At 58.9% G+C, this 2,766-nt stretch carries 2 protein-coding genes and 1 pseudogene; all 3 read left to right on the top strand.

Annotation, left to right across the window (positions count from 1 at the left end; translation table 11 throughout):
• A pseudogene (locus A3754_RS27950) lies at positions 1-280 on the top strand (MFS transporter); the annotation flags it as partial.
• On the top strand, positions 277-1,209 hold the full coding sequence (locus A3754_RS19440) for a ketopantoate reductase family protein (protein WP_063521019.1): 933 nt from the start codon (positions 277-279) through the stop codon (positions 1,207-1,209). The pseudogene A3754_RS27950 and the gene A3754_RS19440, both read left to right, overlap by 4 nt.
• A gap of 96 nt (positions 1,210-1,305) precedes the next feature.
• Positions 1,306-2,766 (top strand): TonB-dependent siderophore receptor (locus A3754_RS19435; protein ID WP_156497099.1); only part of this gene is annotated, 1,461 nt, incomplete at its 3' end.

The raw sequence follows: 2,766 nt of genomic DNA, 5'->3' as shown, positions 1-2,766 counted from the left end.
ATTGGGTTTGTTGCCGCCGGGCCTGATTCCCCAGGGCTCGGGCATCTTCAATTTTGGTCGCCAGATTGGTGGCGCGCTGGGCGTGAATCTGTGCGCCCTGTGTATTCAGTTTTTCAGTGAATCTTTTGCACAGACCCGGCCGGATGCGTCGGCGGCGCAATCCTTTGAGGCGGGTTTTGATATGGCATTTCTGCTGTTGCTGGCCATTTTTGTGGTGGCGCTGGTGCCGCTACGCAGCATGCAGCAGGGGATGCGACATTTGGGAGAGCAAAGAGCATGAGCAAGACCGGGAATAACAAGCCGGACATTCTGGTAATCGGCGCCGGCGCCATTGGCAGTTTTTATGGCGCGATTCTGAAGCGGGCGGGTTGTACCGTGAGCGTGGTACTGCGGTCGGATTATGACGCAGTAAAAGCTGACGGCTTTCGCTTTACCAGCCCCCTGGGTGAACTGTCGTGGACACCGGATCAGGTCTATCAACCGGGCGATACTCCGGGGCGCCTTCCGGATTATGTGTTGCTGTGCGTCAAGGTGCTGCCGGGGGTGGACCGGGCTGAACTGGTGCGCCCCTGGATGGGGGAGCAGACCGGGCTGGTGTTGATTGAGAACGGTCTGGATATCGAGCGTGAGCTGGCGGATGCCTTCCCGCGCAATCCTCTGGTGAGCTGCCTGGCGTTTATTGCGGTGAGTCGCACTGGCCCGGGTACCGTTAACCATCAGGCCTATGGGCAGCTGGTGATGGGCAATTTCCCCACGGGCTTTGATCACCACTGCGCGCAGTTGGCGGGCTTGTTCCGCGAGGGTGGTATCGATATCAACGAGACGGATGCTGTGGTTGGCGAACGGTGGCGCAAATGTGTCTGGAATACCCCGTTCAATCCGTTGAGTGTACTGGCCAACGGGGCCGATACCTTGGCCATGCTCGATGCGCCGGGCGGCGAAGGGCTGATTCGCACCTTGATGGAAGAGGTGATTGCGGTGGCCCAGGCCGATGGCTACCCCATGCCGGACGGTATTATCGAGAAGAACCTGTCGGGCACCCGTGCCATGGGCGCGTATAAAAATTCCATGGCGCTGGATTACCTGAACGACAGGCCCATCGAGCTGGATGCGATTCTTGGCAATGTGGTGGCCATCGCGGACCGCCTGAATGTGCCCGTGCCGCACTTGCGCACGGTGTTGGTGGCGCTGCGTATGCGCCAGGCATGACGACTCGCCACTGAAGCCAATAAAGCACCTCACTTGAACAGGGTTCGCAATGTATATAGTATTGCGAATCGTTTTCATTTGTATTGGGGTGTATTGATGAATTTCCGAATTAGCCGTCTCCACGGGGGAGTGCTGCTGGGGTTGGCTTCGCTGGCGTCAGCAGGGGCGGCGTTGCCGCAGAGCGTTTTGGCCGACAACGCCCAGAGTGGCGCGCACCAACAACAGCGGGTCCGTGTCGCCTTACCGGCCCAGGCCCTGTCACGCTCCCTGGCACAAATGTCCCGGCAGACCGGAATCCAGATTCAGCAGGCCAGTGGGCTGGCAGGCAACACCGTGGTCAACGCGGTCAATGGCACCATGGCGCTGTCGTTGGCGCTGGATACCCTGCTGGCAGGGACCGGTATCACCTACCGTTATACCGATGACGGTGCGGTGCTGGTGGGCGAGCCCTCTGCGGCATCAAGTCAGGATGCCAGCACGTTGGCGGCGATCAATGTCTCCGCCCAAACCGAGGTAGAGGAGTCGGCCTGGGGGGCGGCGAGTCAAGGATACATGGCGACGCATAGTGCCACCGGCACTAAGACTGACGCACAAATTGTTGAAATTCCCCAATCCGTTTCCGTGGTCACCCGTCAGGAAATGGATGACCGTGGCTCTGAAACGGTGATGGATGCCGTGCGTTATACCGCCGGGGTGCAAACCGAAGGGCAAGGTATCGACAGCCGGGTGGACGATATTCGCATCCGGGGTTTCGATGCCTCCAGCTGGAGCAATAATCTGTACCTGGATGGGTTGCGTATGCCCCGGGGTGGTCAGTGGACTACGCCGCAGATCGATGCCTATGGCCTGGAGCGGGTGGAAGTGTTAAAGGGGCCGGCTGCTGTGCTTTACGGTCAGGTGGCTCCTGGCGGTCTGGTCAACATGGTCGCCAAGCGACCGACCTATGATCAAACCAATGAAGTGGTGCTGGAAGCTGGCAGCTTTGACCAGTACGAAGGCTCCTTCGATGTGGGCGGGGACCTGGGCAAAAGCGGCAAGGTGATTGGCCGTTTGGTGGGGAGCTACAACGACGGCGATTCCCAGGTGGATGAAACCGAACTGAGCCGCACCTACCTGGCGCCCAGTGCCACGGTATTTCTCACCGATGATACCGAGATTACCTTCCTGTCTTACTACCAGAAGGATGAGGGCGGCTCTACGTTCCAGTTTTCCCCAATCAAGGGCATGCTGGAGCCGACTCCTTTCGGCTATATTGATCGCAGCACGTTCCTGGGGGAGCCGGACTGGAATACCTATGACCGTGAGCAGTGGGCCATTGGCTATGACCTGACTCACTACATCAATGATGCCTGGTCATTCCGCCAGAATGCCAAGTACAACCACGTGGAATCCCTGTTCGAGACCGTGGTGTCTGCGACCTTCACCAATGGTGGCCTGTTGGCGGATGAGCGGACTATGGACCGTCGCGCGGTTCGTGGTGAAGGCGATCTGGACAGCATTGCGGTGGATAACCAGTTCAAGGTGGTCTTCAACACCGGTGAAATGCGCCACAGCATG

This window comes from Alcanivorax sp. HI0083, assembly GCF_001635175.1.
This window is presented reverse-complemented; position numbering and strand designations above follow the sequence as displayed.

Excerpts from the sequence above, each read along its gene's own strand:
- A3754_RS19440 (WP_063521019.1), top strand. The coding sequence starts at position 277 with ATGAGCAAGACCGGGAATAACAAGCCGGACATTCTGGTAATCGGCGCC.